Source organism: Kitasatospora sp. NPDC088779 (assembly GCF_040685395.1).
Classification (GTDB): domain Bacteria; phylum Actinomycetota; class Actinomycetes; order Streptomycetales; family Streptomycetaceae; genus Kitasatospora.
Genome location: NZ_JBFBHW010000025.1, coordinates 37,242 through 54,659, shown reverse-complemented (window position 1 = coordinate 54,659; position 17,418 = coordinate 37,242). Strand labels below are relative to the sequence as shown.

Sequence of the window (17,418 nt, the reverse complement as noted above, 5' to 3'; positions counted from 1 at the left end):
CCGGACCGGCGACTCGTGACGGTTCCGTGCTGAGACCTTGGCCACCTTCGGGAGCTTCGGCGGCTTGGCCGGTTCTCTGCGCCGATCCGCGGGTGGTCTGTACCAGAATGGTCCGCATGGATCTCCGCATCTTCACCGAACCGCAGCAGGGCGCGAGCTACGACACCCTCCTGGCGGTCGCCCGGGCCGCCGAGGACCTGGGCGTCTTCAGTGCCTTCTTCCGCTCCGACCACTACCTGAAGATGGGCGACGTCGACGGCCTGCCCGGGCCGACCGACGCCTGGATCACCCTGGCTGGCCTCGCCCGCGACACCCGCACCATCCGCCTCGGCACCCTGATGACCGCCGCGACCTTCCGCCTGCCCGGCGTCACCGCGATCCAGGTCGCCCAGGTGGACGCGATGAGCGGCGGCCGGGTCGAGTTCGGCCTCGGCGCCGGCTGGTACGAGGCCGAGCACGCCGCCTACGGCATCCCCTTCCCGAAGGAGAAGTTCGGGCGGCTGGAGGAGCAGCTGGCGATCATCACCGGCCTGTGGAACACCAAGCTCGGCGACACCTTCGACTTCGCCGGCGAGTACTACACGCTGACCGGCTCGCCGGCGCTGCCCAAGCCGGCCCAGGACCGGATCCCGGTGCTGGTCGGCGGGCTCGGCCCGAAGCGGACCCCGGCGCTGGCCGCCCGCTTCGCCGACGAGTTCAACCTGCCGTTCGCCTCGGTGGAGGACAGCGCCGCCCAGTTCGGCCGGGTCAAGGCCGCCGTCGAGCAGGCCGGGCGCTCGGTCGGCGACCTGGTGTACTCCAACGCCCTGGTGGCCTGCGTCGGCCGCGACGACGCCGAGGTGGCCCGCCGGGCGGCCGTGATCGGCCGGGACGTGGACGAGCTGAAGGCCAACGGCCTGGCCGGCACCCCGGACGAGGTCGCCGAGAAGATCGGCCGGTACGCGGCCGTCGGCAGCGAGCGGGTCTACCTGCAGATCCTGGACCTGGACGACCTCGACCACCTGGAGCTCATCGCCTCCCGGGTCGCCCCCCAGCTCGGCTGACCCGCCCGCACGGCACGCCCTGATCCGGCACCGGCCGACCGGGCCCGGCGACCACCGCTCTTTACTCGCTCTTGGGAATGCGTAATGCTCCGAGGGAGGGAACGGCGCGGGGAGGACCGGTGACCAGGACGAGAACGGCGGAGGCGGCGGCACCCCGGGTGCCGCCGCCCCCTGGACGGGGCCTCGCCGCCGCCCGGCAGGCCTTACGGGTGCAGCCCGGCCTGCACGACCTGCGGGCCGGCCCCGCCCCGGTGGCGCTGCACTACCCTGCCGGCGACCTGCTGGTCGTCTCCGGCCTGCCCGGCAGCGGCAAGAGCACCCTGATGCGCCGCTGCGTGCGCGCCCCGCTGGTCGACTCCCAGCTGGTCCGCGAGGAGTACGCGGCCAGGCTGCCCGGCCGCCTCCCGTACGCCCTCTACCGCCCACTGGCGCGGATCGCGCACTACCGGCGGCTGCGGCGCGCGGTGCTGGCCGGCGGGCCGCTCGCCGTCCACGACTGCGGCTCGCTGTCCTGGGTGCGGTTCTGGCTGACCCGCGCCGCCGCCCGGCAGGGCCGCCGGGTGCACCTGCTGCTGCTGGACGCCGAACCGGCCGAGGCGCGGGAGGGCCAGCAGAGCCGGGGGCAGGGCGTCTCCCGCTACGCCTTCCTCCGGCACCGGGCCGCCGTCGACAGGCTGCGGCGCCGACTCACCGGGGCCGGGCGGCCGCCGGAGGGCTGTGCGTCGGCCGTGGTACTCGACCGGGCCGCCGCGCGCGCCCTGCGGGAGATCGTCTTCGCCGCGTCGTAGTCTCGGCGGGTCCGCGCCGAGCCGGGCGGGCCCGGGGCGCGGCCGACACTCCGTCAACTCCCTTGTCAGGAGCGCAGATGCGCCGTACTGCCCGGGTGCGCTCGCGTGCCCCCCGTCTGTTCCCCTGGGCCGCCGCGCTGGTCGCGGCCACCGGTCTCAGCCAGCTCGCCGCCCCGGCCCCGCACTCCGCCGCCGTGACCGCCGCGGCCGCCGTGACCGCGGCCTGTGCGGGCTCCGACTCCGACGCCGCCGCCCGCAAGCCGGCCGGCAGCCAGGCGGGGCGGGACCCGAACGCCGTCACCGCCGCCGAGGCCCGGGCGATGCAGGCGGACCTCGACGACCGGCTCGCCCAGCTCTCCTCCGCCCACGCCCGGATCGGCGCCCCGACGGCGGTGCCGGTCTTCGTCCACGTGATCCACGCCGGTGACGCCGGCCGGCTCGACGGGGGCGTCGTCGCCGCCCAGATCGACCACCTCAACGCGACCTACGGCGGCCAGGGCGACGGCAACACCCCCAGCCAGTTCCACTTCGAGCTGGCCGGCACCGACTACACGGACAACGCCTCCTGGTACGACGGCATCACTCCCGGCTCCGGGGCCGAGGCGGCGATGAAGAGCGCGCTGCGCAAGGGCGACGCGGGCACCCTCAACCTCTACACCGCCAAGCTCGGCCAGTCCCTGCTCGGCTGGTCGACCTTCCCGGGCGCCTACCGCTCGAACCCCGCCGACGACGGCGTGGTCGTCCTCGACGCCTCCCTGCCCGGCGGCGCCGCCGCCCACTACAACGAGGGCAGCAGCGCCACCCACGAGATCGGCCACTGGCTCGGCCTCTTCCACACCTTCCAGGGCGGCTGCCTGCCCCCGGGCGACTACGTGGACGACACCCCGCCCGAGCGCACCCCCGCCTACGGCTGCCCCGAGGGCCGCCACACCTGCACCGGGCCCGGCCTGGACCCGATCCACAACTTCATGGACTACAGCTACGACTCCTGCATGAGCCAGTTCACCCCTGGCCAGGTCCAGCGGATGGCCGACTCCTGGGCCGCTTACCGGAGTTGAGCCGTCAGGGATGGTCCGGTAAGCGGGCATCCTCGCAGAACCGCAGAACCGCAGAACCGCAGAACCGCAGAACCGCAGAACCGCAGAACCGCAGAACCGCAGATCGGTCAGGCCTATTGCCATCGATCTGAATGTAAAACGCCGATCGCGGCGTGGCAAATATCGACCACACGCCCGATTTGATCTATGTTCGGGGTGTCGGGACCGAGCAGGAACTGAGCGCCAAGGAGTAACGCCATGAGTGCCAACCCCCGGATCGTCGTCGGCGTGGACGGCTCGCCCGCCTCGGAGCAGGCGCTGCGCTGGGCGGTCGACTACGCGCGGGCCGTCGGCGGGACCATCACCGCGATCGCCGCCTGGGAGTACCCGGCGTTCTACGGCTGGGCCGCGCCGAGCGTGCCGTCCGCCGAGGTCTTCAACCCCGAGGAACTGGCCGGCAAGACCCTCTCCGACACCGTCGTCAGGGTCGTCGGCGACGACCCGGGCGTGCGGATCAGCGAGAGCGTGATGCCCGGCAACGCCGCCCAGGCCCTGCTGGAGGCCGCCAAGGGCGCCGCGCTGCTCGTCGTCGGCAGCCGCGGCCTCGGCGGCTTCTCCGGCGTGCTGCTGGGCTCGGTCAGCCGCCACCTCACCGAGCACGCGCCCTGCCCGGTCGTCGTCGTCCGGGAGGGCCAGGTGGCCGAGGCCGAGTAGCGCGCCGCCCCGCCGGGCCGCCGCGCGGTGGAGGATGGAGGCATGCCAGAAGGTGACTCCGTCTACCGCGCGGCGGCCCGGCTGCACGAGGCCCTCGCCGGGCAGGTGCTGACCAGCGCCGACCTGCGGGTGCCCGCGCACGCCACTGCCGTCCTCGCCGGCCGCCGGGTGCTGGAGGTCGCCCCGCGCGGCAAGCACCTGCTCACCCGCCTCGAAGGCGGCCTCACCCTGCACACCCACCTGCGGATGGACGGCCGCTGGGAGGTCTACCGGCCTGGCGAGCGCTGGTCCGGCGGCCCCGCCTGGCAGATCCGCGCCGTCCTCGGCACCGAGCGGGGCACCGCCGTCGGCTACCGGCTGCCCGTCGTCGACCTGCTGCGCACCGCCGACGAGCAACGCGCCGTCGGCCACCTCGGCCCCGACCTGCTCGGCCCCGACTGGGACCCGGTGGAGGCCGTCCGCCGGCTGCTCGCCCACCCCGGCCGCCCGCTCGCCGAGGCGCTGCTCGACCAGCGCAACCTCGCCGGCATCGGCAACGTCTACGCCGCCGAACTCTGCTACCTGGCCGGCGTCACCCCGTGGACCGAGGTCGGCCAACTCCCGCGCCCCGACCGGCTGGTGGAGTGGGCCCGGGAGATCCTCGACGCCAACCGGCTGCGCCCCGGCCACGTCACCACCGGCGACACCCGGCGCGGCCACCAGCACTGGGTCTACGGCCGGGCCGGCCGCCCCTGCCCGCGCTGCGGCACCCTCGTGCGGACCGCCCGCCAGGGCACGCCCCCGCAGGACCGGGTGGCGTACTGGTGCCCCTACTGCCAGCGCGGCCCGGCCCCGGCCGGTACGGGTGTCAGGTCCGCTCGACCAGGGCCGGATGACGCGGGTCGTCCACCCGGACGGTGACGTCGGCGGCCTCGGCCGGGCCGGTCTCCGCCTCGTAGCGGGCGAAGGCGGGCAGCGTCCACTGCTGGTCGGCGGGCGTGCGGCGGGCCAGGGCGGTCGGGGTGAGCGCGAGGTGGACGGCCAGCTCCAGCGGCAGCCACCGGCCGAGCAGCAGCGCGCCGTCCAGCAACAGCACGCCGCCGGGCGGCAGTTCGGCGTACGCGCCGCGGGTCGAGCGGTCCGTCACCGGGTCGCGCAGCGAGGGCAGGACGCGGCCGCTGGCACCGGGCTCCAGCGGGTCCAGTACCTCGCGCAGCAGGGCGCGGTCGTCCAGCCAGAGGTCGTGGAAGGCGTCCGCGTCCTGGTGGCCGTACTCCAGCCGGATCGAGGCCGGGCGCAGGAAGCCCGCCGCCGAGACCCGCAGCGCGGGGCGGCCGCGCAGCCGCAGCGGCTCCACCAGGGCGTCGGCGAGCACGTCGGGGCGGGCGGCGGGCGCGCCGTCCACCGCGACCCGCAGCCACCGGCCGCCGGGGTCGGACAGCGCGGCGATGCGGTCGGCGAGCACGTCGGCCAGCCGGTCGGGGGAGATCGGGTGCACCTGCATCAGGCCATCCTGTCGTGCTGTCGTGCCGGGCGGTCAGGTGAGCGGGAGGGCGTGCAGGACGTCGTCGTGGCCGACGTAGAGGTGGTTCGCGTCGACGGCGAGCGACCAGACGTCCTTGCCGGGGCCCGAGTCGAGGAACGTCCAGCGCGGCGTGCCGCTCGCGGTGTCGATCGCGCACACCCCGGCGGCCGCCGGGCCGGGGACGAACAGCGTGCCGCCGACCACCAGCGGATGGCTGCGGCGGTCCAGCAGGAACGGCAGCCGGTAGGCCCACTGCCGTGCGCCGGTGACCGCGTCGTGCCCGGTGACCAGGCCGTTGTCGCGGGTCAGGTAGACCCGCGGGCCGTCGGAGACCAGGGCCATCGCCCGCCACGACTCGCCCCGGGCGGGAGAGACCGTCCAGGCCGGCTCGCCGCCGGGGCGCAGCGCACGGACGCCGTCGGCGCCGTCGGGGACGTAGAGGTGCACCGGGCCGCAGACGCACCAGCTCAGGCCGCCGGTGTTGGGGGCCGTCCACAGCTCCCGGCCGTCGGCGGCGTCCCGGACCACCAGCTCGCTGCCGTCGCCCAGGTTGCGCAGGCACGGGAGGCGGCCGCCGGTCGCGGTGACCGGGGTGAACGGCCGCTCGTTGCGGTCGATGGAGAGGTGCCACAGCACCGAGCGGTCCGCGACCCGGACGGCGAAGAGCCGGCCGTTCGGCGTCGAGCTCTCCCGCGACCAGTCCCAGACGTACCCGTACAGGGTGCCGTCGTCGAAGCCGGACAACTGGACGGAGCCCTGTAGGTCGTCGGGCAGCGGCAGGCTCCAGTCGGCGGCGGGGTCGCCGAGGTGGCGGGCGTCCAGGTGGCCCGGGGAGGTGGTGAATACCCGGTCCGGCCCGAGCACCACCTGGCCCAGCACCTCCAGGTCGCTCGGCCAGTTCCCGCGCGGTGGGTCGACGGTGAGCAGCCGCGCCGCCTCGCCGGTGGCCGGGTCCAGGACCTGGAGCCCGGCCCGGGACAGGAACACCGGCCGGGTCGGCGGGCCGGTCAGCCGCTCCGGGGTCATCGCCTCCGGCCCCCGGTACGTCCACAGCGGGGTCGGCCCGGACAACGCGGTCGGCTGCGGCTTCGGCGGCGGAGCCGGCTGGTCCACACCCGAACGGCCGAACGCCCACACCGCCGCGCCCGCCGCCAGCACCCCGGCCCCCGCCAGCAGCCCGCGCCGGCTCAGCCGCGGCCCGTCCCCGCCCCCGCCGACCACGTCCACGGGCTCCCGCGCGGCGCCGTCCGCCTCCCCGTCCCACTGCCACGAGGCCTCGCGCACGGGCCCCTCGGACGACGGCGACTGCATACCGGCTCCCACCTCCCCCATGGCGCCCCACGCGCCACCACTCGCCCGGAGGATATCGAACAGCCCCCGAACCACCCGAAACCCCGACCGGGGCGTACTGGGCTGAGGCCCACAGCACAGGCCCGCCCAGCAGCCCCGGGGGAGGTACGGCGTGACGGCCGAGATGATCGCACCCGAGTGGATGCACCGGCAGATCGCCAGCGAGCAGTACGACTCCTGGACCGTGGAGCAGTGCGCGGGCATCGAGATCGTCGACGGGACGGTGGTCGTGAGCCCGAGCGCCTCCAAACGGCACAACCGGCTCGCACGGTTCCTGGCGAACGCCCTGGACGCGGCCGGCGGCGCCGAGTGGAATGCCGACACGGACTTCGACGTCAGGCTCCAGGACGTGCCGCTGAACAACCGTCGCCCGGACGTGGTGGTCTACCGGGCGGACACGATCGACGAGTCGCCCACCAGACCCGCGGACGTGCTGCTGCTCGTCGAGGTCGCCCCACCGGGTTCGGAGACCACCGACCGGGTGGTCAAGCCGGAGCAGTACGCCAAGGCGGGCATCCCGTTCCACTGGCGGGTCGAGCAGGTCTCCGGCGGTGTCCCGATCGTCCACACCTACGTGCTGGACGCGGCGAGCGGTTCGTACCGGGTGGGCGAGTTGTTCACCGGTCAGGTCGAGGCCGTGGTGCCGTACGCGGTGGAGGCCGATCTCTCCGGGCTGTGAGGCGCGCGCCCGTCAGTGCTGCGGTGGGTGGTCGGCGAGGTCGGCGAGGTCGGCGAGGTCGGCGAGGTCGGCGAGGTCGGCGAGGACGGCGAGGACGGCGGCGTGGCAGGGGAGCGGGGCGCACCAGCAGCCGAGGCGGTGGCCCCGCAGGGGCGGGACGAGGGCGAGCAGGTCGGGGCGGGCGAGGAGGTAGGCGCGGTAGTCGGCGACCATCTGCTCGCGGGTGAGGTCGGGGCCGGGGCGGTAGGGGCAGTGCAGCGGGGATTCGGACAGGTGCCAGCCGCCGCGGTGCATGGCGCGGCCGACGTAGACGACGTCGGCGCAGGAGGGGTCGTCGCGGTGGCCCTTGAGGTTGACCACGGTGGTGCGGCCGGAGGTGGTCGGCATGCCGTCCATGCTGGCGCAACCGGGGCCGACGGGCATCCGGGGTCCCGGAGGGCTCGCCTTGACACGCCCCGGGGCCCGGCGTAGCAAAAGAGCATGCGCCATCCGCACGCGGGCGGCCGTGACCGGGCGGCGCCGCCCGGCCCGCACCGGCCGCTGGAGCCCCACGCCGCCCCGGCGGCGGCCGAGCGGGACGACCTGCTGGCGGGCGCCGTCCGCCGGGCGCTCGGCGGCACCGGGGCGTACGGGGCGATGGTGTACCTGCGCTCGCGGGACGGCCGCTCGCTGGTGCTCTGCACGATCGCGGGCGTACCGCTGTCGATCATGAGCCCGTTCCGGCGGATCGCCGCCGCCGGCCCGCTGCCCGTCGCCGTCAGCTTCCGCACCGGGCGGACCGTCACCCTGGCCGACACCGAGGACACCATGCGGCGCTTCCCGCAGCTCGCGGTCGGCATGCCGTACGACTTCGCCTCCGCCTGCGTGCCGGTGGCGGGCGGCGAGGAGCGGTTCGGGGTGCTCAGCGTGTTCTGGCCGGCCTCCGACGATGGCGTCCCGGAGGACGCCCCGTCGCGGCTGGCGGAGGTGGCCGAGCGGCTGGCCGCCGGGCTGGCGGGCCTGGCGGCGGCCGGGCACCCCGTGGAGCCGGGCGGCGACGCGGCCGTGGTCGAGCTGCCGCCGCCGTCCGCGCCGACCTGCCGGGTCGGGATGTTCGACTGGAACGTCGCCACCGGGGCGCTGGCCGCCGACGAGCAGTTCCTCGCGATCTTCGGCCTCGAACCCGACGAGTTCGACGGCACGGTGGCCGCCCTCGGCAGCCGGATCGCCCCCGGTGACCTGCCCGAGTTCCGGGCCGCCGCCCGGACCGCCCTGGCCCGGGGCGAGGTGCTGGCGGCCAGGGTCCGGGTGCTCGGGCCGGACGGCCACCCGTACCCGGTGGAGCTCTGGGCGCGGGTGCCCGCGGCGATCTCGGACGGCCGCACCCATCTGGTCGGCGCCGTGCTGGACGCCCGCACCCTCACCGCGGCCGCGGCCGCCGTCGAGCGACTGCGCGAGGGCGTCTTCTCACTCGACCCGGACGGCCGGGTCAGCTACGCCAACCGCGCCACCGAGCCGCTGCTCCAGGCGCGCCGCGAGGACCTGGTCGGCCACCACCTGTGGGACGTGCTGCCCTGGCTCGCCGACCCCTTCTTCGAGAACCGCTACCGGGCCGCCCTGCTCTCCCAGCAGCCCACCGCCTTCCTGGCCGCCCGCCCGCCGGACGGCTGGCTCGCCTTCTCGCTCTACCCCGACACGCACGGCGTCACCGGCCGGGTGGTGGCCGCCGAAGCCCCGCCGGGCGCGGCCGAACCGAGGGCCGCGCCCCCGCCGTCCGCGGCCCGCGGCGCCACCCCGACCGGTGCCCCCGCCGGCATCGGCGGCACCTACCACCTGCTCCAGCTCGCCAGCGCGCTCACCGAGGCGGTCAGCGTGCGCGAGGTCTGCCGGGCCGTGGCCGAGGAGATCCTGCCAGCCTTCGGCGGCCAGGAGCTCGCCATCTACGGGGTGTGCGACAAACACCTGCACCTGATCTCGCAGACCGGCTACCCGGACGGCTTCCTGGACGGTTTCGAGGGCACCCCGGTCGCCGCCCGCATCCCCGGCGCGGAGACGCTCAGCACCGGCACCCCGATCTTCTTCGAATCGGTCCGCGAACTCGCCGCCGCCTACCCCGGCATCGCGCTCGACGACATGGGCGCCTGGGCCTTCCTGCCGCTGATCGCCTCCGGCCACCCCGTCGGCAGCTGCATCCTCGGCTTCGACCGGCCGCGCCCCTTCACCGCGGAGGACCGCGGCCTGCTCACCGCCCTCGGCGGCTTCATCGCCCAGGCCCTGGAACGGGCCCGGCTGTACGACGCCGAGTTCGCCCTGGCCCGCGGCCTCCAGCAGGCGCTGCTGCCGCACCGCCTCCCGGACGTGCCCGGCATCCGGATCGCCGCCCGCTACCTGCCCGGCACCCAGGGCATGGAGATCGGCGGCGACTGGTACGACGCGATCGTCACCGGCGGGGACGTCACCCTGGTGATCGGCGACGTCGAGGGCCACAGCGTCGGCGCGGCCGCCACCATGGGCCAGCTGCGCAGCGCCGTCCGCGCCTTCGCCACCGGCGGCGACCCGCCCGACCAGGTGCTCGCCCGCACCAACCGGCTCCTCCTCGACCTCGACCCCGGACTGCTCGCCAGCTGCTGCCTCGTCCGCCTCACCCCCGCCGACGGCCGCGCCCGGATCGCCCGGGCCGGGCACCTGCCACCGGTGCTGCGCTTCCCGGACGGGTGGGCCGAGGCGCTGTACGTGCCGGGCGGGCCGCTGCTGGGCGTGGAGGAACAGGCCGAGTACCCGGTCAGCGAGCTGCGCCTGGCGCCCGGCACGGTGGTCGCGCTGTACACGGACGGGCTGGTGGAGGATCCGGCGATGGCGATCGACCAGGGGGTGGACCTGCTGCGGGCCGCGCTCGGGCGCGGCGGGGCGCAGGGGCCGGACGGCCTGGAGCTGCTGGCGGAACGGATCCTGCGCGAGGTCGGCTCCTCGCACCGGGTGGACGACGTGGCGCTGCTGCTCATGGCCTTCGGTGAGGACGACTCCACGGGCGTGTCCACGGGCGTGTCCACGGGGGTGCCCACGGAGGTGCCCCGAACGCCGTGAGCGGCGACTTTCGTCGGGGGCGGGGGCGACGAACGGTGGCGGCGGTCGGGTGGCGCGGCCCGATAGCCTCGACGGGTGGATGCGATGGCGCGGGCCTGGAAGAAGGCGGTACGGACGGCGTTTCCCGGGCCCTGGCCGCCCCGGCGAGTGGTGGGCCAGGGCGCGCTGGCCCTGCTGATGGGCGGGGTCGCGGCCCTGCTGGAGGTGGCCGCCGGTGCCGGCCACCCCGTCCTGGTGGGGCTGGGGGTCGCGCTGCTGTGGGTGCTGCGGCCGGCCTTCCCGGCGACCGTGCTGCTGCTCACCTCGGCCGCGGCCGGCTGGGCCGTCGGCCCGATGCTGCTGCTGGTCTGCGCCGGCTGGTCGGCCGGGGCGAGGCTGCGCCGGGTCACCGCGCTGGTCGGCACCTTCGTGCTGAGCTGGGTGCTGTTCATGGTGACCGGGGTGCTGAAGGACGCCGGCTCGGCCTCGCCCAAGCTGATCGTCGGGCTCTCGCTCGGCGGCTTCCTGCTGGTCGCCGTGCTGCCCGCGCTGTGGGGCCGCTACCGGGCCCAGCGCCGCGCCCTGCTGGACGCGCTGCGCGAGCGCAACGACCAGCTGGTGCGCGAGCGGGTCATGGTGGTGCACCAGGCCCGGCTGCGCGAGCGGCACCGGATCGCCCAGGACATGCACGACAGCCTGGGCCACCAGCTGGCGCTGATCTCCGTGCACTCCGGCGCGCTGGAGGTGGACCGTACGCTCAACGACCGGCAGCGCGAGGCGGTCGGGGTGCTGCGGCAGGCGGCGGTCGCGGCGATGCGGGAGCTGCGCGAGGTGGTCGGCGTCCTGCACGACGAGTCGACGGCGGTGCGGCCGGCGACGGACGCGTCCCCGGCCCGGGGCGGGGTGGACGGGATCGAGGGGCTGGTCGACTCCTCGCGGGCGGCCGGGGCGCGGGTCTCCTTCTCCCGGGAGGGCGAGCCGCGTCCGCTGGCCGCCGCGGTGGACCACGCGGCGTACCGGATGGTGCAGGAGGCGCTCACCAACGCGCACAAGCACGCCCCCGGCGCGCCGATCACCGTCGCGCTCCGGTACGAGCCGGACGCGCTGGTGGTGGAGGTGGTCAACCCGTGCGCCCCGGAGCCCGTGGGCGTGCGCGCCGGCGCGGGCCCGGCGGTCAGCGGCGGCCAGGGGCTGACCGGCCTGCGGGAGCGGGCCCGGCTGGTCGGCGGCATGGTGCACGCCGGGCCGACGCCGGACCAGGGGTTCCGGCTGGCCGGCGTGCTGCCGTACGAGGGGGCGGAGGGCACGGGCGACGGGGCCGCGGCGATCGCCGGGGTCGACGACTGGGTGCTGGACGGCCTGCCGCCGGTCGTCGGGGCGGAGGAGGGGCGGCGCAGTCCGGCGATCGGCTGCGCGGTCGGGGTGGGGGCGGTCGGCCTGACCGTGCTGGGGCTGCTGATCTGGGGCGTGGTGGCCTTCGTCCAGGGCACCGACGACGCGACGGTGCCGAAGTCGGTGTACGACGGGCTGGAGACCGGCACGCCCGAGGCCGACGTGCTGCACCGGCTGCCGCCGGGGAACACCTTCTTCACCGACGACTACCGGGGCAGCGGGCCGAAGCCCCCGGAGGGCGCGCACTGCCGCTGGTACCTGTCCGGTGACCTCAGCGACGCCTGGGGCCAGGACAATGTGATGCGGTTCTGCTTCAAGGACGGGGTGCTGGTGGAGAAGGAGCACTACCTCACGAAGTCCTGACCGCCCTGACCGCCCTGATCGCTCTGACCGTCCTGACCGCTCTGACCGGGTGGGGCGCGGGGTTCGGCCGGATGTGAGGATGGTGTTCCTGCCGCAGCACCGTTCGAGGGGAATGACCAGCCGTGATCCGAGTCCTCGTCGCCGACGACGAGCCGCTCATCCGCGCCGGGATCAGGATGATCCTGGGCTCTGCCGCCGACATCGAGGTGGTCGCCGAGGCCGCCGACGGGCGGGAGGCGCTGGAGCTGGCCCGGGCGCACGGGGTGGACGTGGTGCTGCTGGACATTCAGATGCCGGTGATGGACGGGCTGACGGCGCTCGCGGAGCTGCCGAGGGTCGCACCCGGCGCGCGGGCGCTGATCCTCACCACCTTCGGGGAGCGCGAGAACGTCCTGCGCGCCGTGACCGAGGGCGGCGCCGGATTCCTGCTCAAGGACACGGCGCCGCACGAGCTGATCCAGGCGGTGCGCGCGGCGGCCGGCGGGTACGCCTTCCTGTCCCCGGCCGCCACCCGGCACATCGTCGACTCGCTGGCCTCCGGGCGCAGCGGTTCGGCGGCCGCCCGGGGTGCGGAGGCCCGGCGCCGGCTGGAGGTGCTGACGCCGCGCGAGTTGGAGGTGCTGGCGCTGCTCGGCGAGGGGCTGTCCAACGCGGACGCGGGGGCGCGGATCCACATGAGCGAGGCGACGGTGAAGACGTACGTCAGCCGGATCCTGGCCAAGTTGGGCTGTGAGAACCGGGTGCAGGCGGCGCTGTTGGCGCGGGACGCGGAGCTCGGCGCCCGGGACTGAACGCGTCCGACCGGTCGCGGAGCGTGTCGGGTGTGGCGGATGCCACTAGATGGCCCGACGGAACGGGGAACTCCGGCTTCAGTGGTGACGGTGCGTCAGCTCGTCGTCGCGGTGGGTGGATGGTGTGCTCGGGCTCACAGGTGGACAGAGGTGAAGGGGGGCGTGAAAGTTGATCAGTTGATCTTGAAAATGTGGTCAAACCTGGTCGAACTGGGCGCGGCACCTTGATCAATACCGCCGGTAACAGTCAACTGACCTGCGGAGACCAAGAATTGCTTGCTGCACCCCGAGGTGGCCCGTAGCTTCATTGGCGGTGCAACGAGCACCACCCGGGTTCACCCCGACGCATGGCCCGCCGACCTGACCCCCGGCGCGAGGGCCGTGCCCGCCGACGCGACCAGCTCGAACAGGTCGTCGGCGAGTGGAGGTGGCCGGGGCGGCACGGCGCGTCCCAGACGTGTCCGGCCGCCCGTCGAGCGAGGTGAGCGCGACTATCGGCCCGTCATGGGTCTGGTTCCGCCTGCCCGCCCGGGGCTTGCCGAGAGGACTTATATGACTTCCCGTCACGAGACCGCCGCTGCCACCGACACCACCGCCACCAAGCGCAACCGCGTGCGGATGGCGGTCGTCGCGGGCGCCGCCGTCGCGGCCCTGCCGGTGGCCGGCCTCGTCACGGCCACCTCGGCCTCCGCCGCGCCCACCTCCAGCTGGGACTCCGTCGCCCAGTGCGAGAGCGGCGGCAACTGGAGCATCAGCACCGGCAACGGCTTCTCCGGCGGACTGCAGTTCACCCCCAGCACCTGGAGGGCGTACGGCGGCACCGCCTACGCCCCCCAGGCCCACCAGGCCAGCAAGGCGGAGCAGATCACGGTCGCCGAGAAGGTCCTCGCCTCGCAGGGGCCCGGGGCGTGGCCGGTCTGCTCGGCCAAGGCGGGCCTGAGCAAGGGCGGCGCCCCGGCCGCCGTCGACACCACCGACACCGCACCCTCGAAGCCGGCTGCCAAGCCGGCGCCCAAGGCCAAGACGCCCAAGACCCAGGCGCCGCAGGCCCCGCAGGCGCCGAAGAGCAAGCCGGCGCCGAAGCAGCAGGAGGCGTCGAAGCCGCAGCAGTCGGCCAAGCCGGCGCAGTCGGCGCCGTCCTCGGAGAAGAACACCTCCGGTGGCGGCTACACCGTCAGGAGCGGCGACACGCTGAGCGGCATCGCGGCCAAGTTCGGTACCGACACCGGCAACCTGTACGGCAAGAACGCCCGCACCATCGGCGGCGACCCGGATCTCATCTTCCCGGGCCAGACCCTGACCGTCTGACACCTCCGCACACCCGCGCCGAGCGGCCGCCCCTCCCCGGGGCCGGCCGTTCGGCCCGGCGCGTTTCCGGGGTCGGGTGCGAGAGAGGGCCAGGCACGAGGGGAGGGGGCGTGCGAGCGGGCGTGAGGCCGTGTGCGCGGGCGCTTCGGGAGATAGTTGAAGGTTGAACGCGACGTCTGAATACCGCCGGAGCTTTCCGGCGCCGAGGCCCAGGATCGAGTCATGTCCGAGATCGGAACCGGGGGTTCTGATCGGAACGAGTCGGATCACATCCGAATGAGGAGTTCTGGAGATATGACGATGAACGGTGCGGCGAAGCTCGACGGCAAGGTGGCCCTGGTGACCGGCGGCAGCCGGGGGATCGGGGCGGCGGTCGCGCTACGGTTGGCCGAGGAGGGTGCCGACGTCGCCCTGACCTATCAGGGCGGGGCCGAGCGGGCCGAGGAGGTCGCGGCGAAGATCACCGCGATGGGGCGCCGCGGTTGGGCGGTCCGCGCGGACTGCGCCGACCCGCAGGCGGTGCAGTCCGTGGTCGCGGAGGTCGCGGAGCGGTTCGGGCGGCTGGACGTCCTGGTGAACAACGCGGGCGTCGGTGTCCTCGGCCCGATCGGTGACCTGGCGCTCGACGACGTCGACCGGGTCCTGGAGGTGAACGTCCGGGCGCCGTTCCTGTTCGCCCAGGCCGCCTCCGCGCACCTGGCCGACGGCGGGCGGATCGTCACCATCGGCAGCTGCATCGCCAAGCGGGTCGCCTTCCCCGGCGCCACCGTCTACTCACTCAGCAAGGCGGCGATGATCGGCCTGACCAAGGCGCTGGCCAGGGAGCTCGGCCCGCGCGGGATCACCGCGAACGTGGTCCACCCCGGCCCGATCGACACCGACATGAACCCGGCGGACGGTGAGGCCGCCGAGCTCCAGAACAGCCTGACCGCACTCGGCCGCTTCGGCGCGGGCGCGGACGTCGCCGCCGCCGTCGCCTACCTGGCGGGCGAGGACGGCCAGTACGTCACGGGCGCGGAGCTCGCGGTGGACGGCGGGTTCGCGGCCTGACAGTTCGGGCCTGACAGTTCAGGCCTGACAGCTCGCGGCACGTCGCAGTACGGAGACCGGCCCGGTGGTGCGACCACCGGGCCGGTGTCGTGGCGGGCGGTCGTCGACGGACGCGTTTACGATCGCCCGGTCCGAGCGGTGCTCCCGACCGCACCCGGCCACGCCGGCGACGCGCTCCCGACCGAGAGGTGTGCCATGACCGCAGCGGAAGACCCGATCGACCTGCTCGCCCGGGCGCTCGCGCAGACCGCCGGGCTGATCGACGGTGTCGGCGTCGAGCTGGCTGGGCACCCGACGGCCTGCCGCTCCTGGGACGTCGGCGACCTGGTCAGCCATCTGCTGTTCGACCTGCGGCAGTTCACCGTCCGGGCCGGGGGCGGGCAGCCGGACTGGTCGCAGCCCTTCGAGCGGGTGGAGGAGGACTGGCTGCACGCCTTCGAGGCCGGCGCCGAGGAACTGGTCGACGCCTGGCGGGCGGCGGGCGACCTCACCGGCACGCTGGAGGTCCCCGGCGTCGGCGCCCTGCCGGCCCGCTTCCCGGTGGACCAGCAGATCGCCGAATTCGCCGTCCACGACTGGGACTTGGCCCATGCCACCGACCAGTCCACCGAGGGGCTGGACCATGAGGTGGCTCTCGCCGCCCTGGCCTGGGCCCGCGGCGCCCTCACGCCCGGGTACCGCGGCGCCGAGGAGGAGCAGCACGCCTTCGGTCCCGAGGTCGCCGTTCCGGAGGACGCCCCGCCGTACGACCGGCTCGCCGGCTTCTTCGGCCGCGACCCGGAGGCCGTGCGGTCCTGAGTCCCACGGAGCCGGCGGGCTCCACAGGCTCCACATCAGCCGCCTAGCGGACCGCATCCGGGCAGGTCGGAGGCCCGGTCGGCGCGGTCGGACCGGGGTTGACGGCGGTGTGCCCTTCCACCACCCTTCCACTAATCGAATAGTGAAAGGGTACTTTGCCGATGCGTCTGTTCCGTCCGCCGCGTCGACCTGCCGTCCTGGCCTGGGGCCTGGCCGCGGGGTTCGCCGCGCTCTACACCTGCGTCGCCGTCAACCGCTACCGGCGCGGCCTGAGCAAGGCCTACGACCTGGGCATCTTCGAGCAGGCCATCCGCGCGTACGCGCACGGGCAGGCGCCGATCGTGCCGCTCAAGGGGCCCGGTTACCACCTGCTCGGGGACCACTTCCACCCGCTGATCGCCGTGCTCGCTCCGGTCTACCGGTTGTTCCCGGGGGCCGTCACCCTGCTGGTCGCCCAGGCGCTGCTGATGGCGCTGGCGGTCGTGCCGCTCACCCGGTGGGCGTACGAGGCGGGCGGGCCGCGGGTCGCCCTGGTGATCGGATGCGTGACCGGGGCGTCCTGGGGGATCGTCCGGGCCGTCAGTGACGACTTCCATGAAATCGCCTTCGCCGTACCGCTGTTGGCCTTCGCAGCCGCCGCGCTCGGTCGGCGCCGCCACCTGGCCGCGGCGCTGTGGTCGCTGCCGCTGCTGCTGGTCAAGGAGGACCTGGGCCTGACCGTGGCCACCTTCGGCCTGCTGATCGCCTGGCGGGCCCGCCAGGGCGGGTGCGGCCGGCGCGGCCCGCTGCCGGGGCTCGTGCTCGCGGGCGTCGGGGTCGCGGCCACCGTGCTCACCGTGACGGTGGTGCTGCCCTCGTTCAACCCGCACGGCGGGTTCGACTACTGGCAGCAGTTGGACGGCGGCGGGCGGCCCTCGCCCTGGTCCCTGGCGGCCCGGATCGGCTGGCCCCCGATCAAGTGGCTGCTGCTCTTCCTGCTCGCCGCCACCGCGGGCTTCCTCGGGCTGCGCTCGCCGCTGGTCCTGCTCTGCGTGCCCACCCTGGGCTGGCGGCTGCTCTCGGCCAACCCGCACTACTGGGGCGTCAGTTACCACTACAGCGCGGTGCTGATGCCGCTGGTGATCGCCGCGCTGGTGGACGCCCTGACCCGCACCGACCCGCGCCGGGCGCGGCACGCGCTCGCCGTCAGCGCCCTGGTGGCGGCCGTGACGGTGCCGGTCTATCCGCTGCACGAGGTGGTGATGCCCGAGGCGTGGCGCACCTCGCCCCGGCTCGCGTACACCCGGGCGCTGCTCGGCTCGATACCCGACGGCGCGGCCGTCGCCGCCTCCAACCGCCTCGCCGCGCAGCTGACCGGCCGGGCCACCGTCACCCTGGTCTGCCAGGCGCCGACCGGGCCGGGGCCCGAGTGGGTGGTCGTGGACCGGACGGACCCGAGCGTGCAGGCCCCGTGTGCGACCGCCGACACCGCCCGGATGCTGGTCGAGTACGAGCAGCTCGGCTACCGGCGGGTCGTCGACCAGGACTCCCTCCTGCTGCTGCGACGGCCCTGATCGTCC

At 74.8% G+C, this 17,418-nt stretch carries 16 protein-coding genes; 13 read left to right on the top strand and 3 right to left on the bottom strand.

Features of this window, described 5'->3' with window-relative positions; genetic code table 11:
- Positions 1 to 116 precede the first annotated feature (116 nt).
- From AB0P03_RS23445 to AB0P03_RS23425, 5 genes are all read left to right on the top strand, one after another.
- Complete coding sequence (locus tag AB0P03_RS23445; RefSeq protein WP_363617569.1) at positions 117 to 1,043, top strand: LLM class F420-dependent oxidoreductase; 927 nt, start codon at positions 117 to 119, stop codon at positions 1,041 to 1,043.
- Between the two features lie 119 nt (positions 1,044 to 1,162).
- Positions 1,163 to 1,831, top strand: coding sequence for an AAA family ATPase (locus AB0P03_RS23440; RefSeq protein ID WP_363617567.1), 669 nt, complete (start codon positions 1,163 to 1,165; stop codon positions 1,829 to 1,831).
- A 77-nt stretch (positions 1,832 to 1,908) separates the two neighbouring features.
- A complete protein-coding gene (locus AB0P03_RS23435) occupies positions 1,909 to 2,889 on the top strand; it encodes a zinc metalloprotease (protein ID WP_363630589.1) in 981 nt (326 codons plus the stop codon).
- Positions 2,890 to 3,126: 237 nt separating this feature from the next.
- Positions 3,127 to 3,582 carry a universal stress protein gene (locus AB0P03_RS23430; RefSeq protein ID WP_363617563.1) on the top strand — a complete coding sequence of 152 codons (456 nt, stop codon included), beginning with the start codon at positions 3,127 to 3,129 and terminating at the stop codon, positions 3,580 to 3,582.
- 42 nt (positions 3,583 to 3,624) lie between these two features.
- The gene (locus tag AB0P03_RS23425) at positions 3,625 to 4,482 is read left to right on the top strand and encodes a DNA-formamidopyrimidine glycosylase family protein (protein ID WP_363630588.1); all 858 of its coding nucleotides are present in this window, start codon (positions 3,625 to 3,627) and stop codon (positions 4,480 to 4,482) included.
- On the opposite strand, the gene AB0P03_RS23420 is transcribed toward AB0P03_RS23425, so the two are convergent.
- A complete protein-coding gene (locus AB0P03_RS23420) occupies positions 4,430 to 5,065 on the bottom strand; it encodes a uridine kinase (protein WP_363630587.1) in 636 nt (211 codons plus the stop codon). The two genes, AB0P03_RS23425 and AB0P03_RS23420, sit on opposite strands and share 53 nt — an antisense overlap.
- A gap of 33 nt (positions 5,066 to 5,098) precedes the next feature.
- The gene (locus AB0P03_RS23415) at positions 5,099 to 6,397 is read right to left on the bottom strand and encodes a PQQ-binding-like beta-propeller repeat protein (protein WP_363588490.1); all 1,299 of its coding nucleotides are present in this window, start codon (positions 6,395 to 6,397) and stop codon (positions 5,099 to 5,101) included.
- Between the two features lie 151 nt (positions 6,398 to 6,548).
- Between AB0P03_RS23415 and AB0P03_RS23410 the strand changes: the two genes are divergently transcribed.
- Positions 6,549 to 7,115, top strand: coding sequence for a Uma2 family endonuclease (locus AB0P03_RS23410; protein WP_363588488.1), 567 nt, complete (start codon positions 6,549 to 6,551; stop codon positions 7,113 to 7,115).
- 12 nt (positions 7,116 to 7,127) lie between these two features.
- On the opposite strand, the gene AB0P03_RS23405 is transcribed toward AB0P03_RS23410, so the two are convergent.
- Positions 7,128 to 7,502: a DUF4326 domain-containing protein gene (locus AB0P03_RS23405; RefSeq protein WP_363630586.1), complete on the bottom strand. Its 375-nt coding sequence runs from the start codon at positions 7,500 to 7,502 to the stop codon at positions 7,128 to 7,130.
- 93 nt (positions 7,503 to 7,595) lie between these two features.
- On the opposite strand from AB0P03_RS23405, the gene AB0P03_RS23400 reads away from it, so the two are divergent.
- The 7 genes from AB0P03_RS23400 to AB0P03_RS23370 all read left to right on the top strand — a co-directional run bounded on the left by AB0P03_RS23400 (position 7,596) and on the right by AB0P03_RS23370 (position 17,412).
- Positions 7,596 to 10,178, top strand: coding sequence for a SpoIIE family protein phosphatase (locus AB0P03_RS23400; RefSeq protein ID WP_363588485.1), 2,583 nt, complete (start codon positions 7,596 to 7,598; stop codon positions 10,176 to 10,178).
- Between the two features lie 84 nt (positions 10,179 to 10,262).
- Positions 10,263 to 11,912 carry a sensor histidine kinase gene (locus tag AB0P03_RS23395; RefSeq protein WP_363588510.1) on the top strand — a complete coding sequence of 550 codons (1,650 nt, stop codon included), beginning with the start codon at positions 10,263 to 10,265 and terminating at the stop codon, positions 11,910 to 11,912.
- Between the two features lie 122 nt (positions 11,913 to 12,034).
- The gene (locus tag AB0P03_RS23390; protein WP_363588483.1) at positions 12,035 to 12,703 is read left to right on the top strand and encodes a response regulator transcription factor; all 669 of its coding nucleotides are present in this window, start codon (positions 12,035 to 12,037) and stop codon (positions 12,701 to 12,703) included.
- 552 nt (positions 12,704 to 13,255) lie between these two features.
- Positions 13,256 to 14,011: a transglycosylase family protein gene (locus AB0P03_RS23385; protein WP_363588481.1), complete on the top strand. Its 756-nt coding sequence runs from the start codon at positions 13,256 to 13,258 to the stop codon at positions 14,009 to 14,011.
- A 300-nt stretch (positions 14,012 to 14,311) separates the two neighbouring features.
- Positions 14,312 to 15,061, top strand: a complete 750-nt coding sequence (locus AB0P03_RS23380; protein WP_363630609.1) for an SDR family oxidoreductase — start codon at positions 14,312 to 14,314, stop codon at positions 15,059 to 15,061.
- Between the two features lie 195 nt (positions 15,062 to 15,256).
- Positions 15,257 to 15,859, top strand: coding sequence for a TIGR03086 family metal-binding protein (locus AB0P03_RS23375; protein ID WP_363588479.1), 603 nt, complete (start codon positions 15,257 to 15,259; stop codon positions 15,857 to 15,859).
- A 161-nt stretch (positions 15,860 to 16,020) separates the two neighbouring features.
- Positions 16,021 to 17,412, top strand: a complete 1,392-nt coding sequence (locus AB0P03_RS23370) for a DUF2079 domain-containing protein (RefSeq protein ID WP_363630584.1) — start codon at positions 16,021 to 16,023, stop codon at positions 17,410 to 17,412.
- Positions 17,413 to 17,418: the final 6 nt, after the last annotated feature.